The following is a 1236-nucleotide window of genomic DNA, read 5'->3' on the forward strand; positions in this document are numbered from 1 at the left end:
TGGTAAGCCCCTAATTTCTTAGACACTTAACTGTTTCTCAAAGTACTGCTTTTCGAACTGCACAGGAGACAGTCCATTATTACTACCATGACGACGCACTGGATTATAGAAATATTCGATATAGTTAAATATTTCTGAGCGAGCCTCATCTCTGTTTTTATAGATTTTTCTCTTAACTCTATCTTTCTTCAGCAATGAGAAAAAGCTTTCGGCGACAGCATTATCGTGACAGTTTCCTCGTCGACTCATACTGGCTTCTAAATTGTGCTCTTTTAAAAAGCTCCGCCAATCAGAACAGGTATATTGCACTCCTTGGTCGGAATGTATCAAAACCTTATCTTTCGGTGAACGTCGCCAAATAGCCATTAATAGCGCATCTATTACTAAGTCCGCTTTTGGCGTGTTTTTCATCGTCCAACCGACGACCTGGCGAGAGAAGAGGTCAATAACAACTGTTAAATATAGCCAGCCCTCATGAGTACGGATATAGGTAAAGTCGGTCACCCAAACCTTGTTGGGTTCTGCGACATCAAAGCCACGATTTAACGTATTTGGCGCAGTATGACTAACATTTCCACCACCAAAGCTTGGATTGCGCTTGTAGCCACGTATAGCCTTTATCTTGGCGTCCTTCATTATCCGATAAACACGATTCTTCCCGACACTTTCACCATCGTCTTTCAAGTCTAAAGTCAGATTTCGATAGCCGTAGACACAACCGCTCTCCAGCCAAAATTGCTTAATTTTTCCCAGAAGACGCTTATCTTCAATGGTTCGATTACTGCAGGGCTGCTTTAGCCAAGCATAAAAACCACTACGATGAACATTAAGCACTCGGCACAGTACGGCTATGGGATATTGGTCGAGTCGAGACTTTATGAACGTGTACTTTTCTTTGACTCGCTTGCAAAGTACACGGCGGCCTCCTTTAGTATATTTCGCTCTTCCGTGACTCGCCGAAGCTCTGCTTTTAGTTTACGAATTTCGTCTTGCTGATTATCGATAGTGATGTGTTGCTTCTCTGGCTTATCGAACTTGTTAATCCAGTTATGCAAGCTTTTGGTTGTGATACCTAACCTTTCTGCCACATCAGCGATTTTATAACCACGTTCAGTGACTTGTTTGACAGCTTCAATTTTGAACTCATCGGGATAACGTTTTCCGCGCATGTAACACCTCATATTTTTTGGTTCATTATAACTCTATGAAGTGTCTACTGTTCTAGGGGCTTACCAG

At 42.2% G+C, this 1236-nt stretch carries 1 protein-coding gene; it reads right to left on the reverse strand.

Annotated elements, in window-relative coordinates; all coding sequences use genetic code 11:
• Positions 1 to 18: 18 nt before the first annotated feature.
• A protein-coding gene (locus L2747_RS21325) for an IS3 family transposase (protein WP_249000915.1) occupies positions 19 to 1169 on the reverse strand; the annotation gives its coding sequence in 2 pieces (ribosomal slippage) (positions 19 to 932 and positions 932 to 1169; 1152 coding nt in all).
• Between the last annotated feature and the right edge of the window lie 67 nt (positions 1170 to 1236).

The sequence above is a fragment of the Shewanella marinintestina genome (assembly GCF_023283845.1).
GTDB lineage: Bacteria > Pseudomonadota > Gammaproteobacteria > Enterobacterales > Shewanellaceae > Shewanella > Shewanella marinintestina.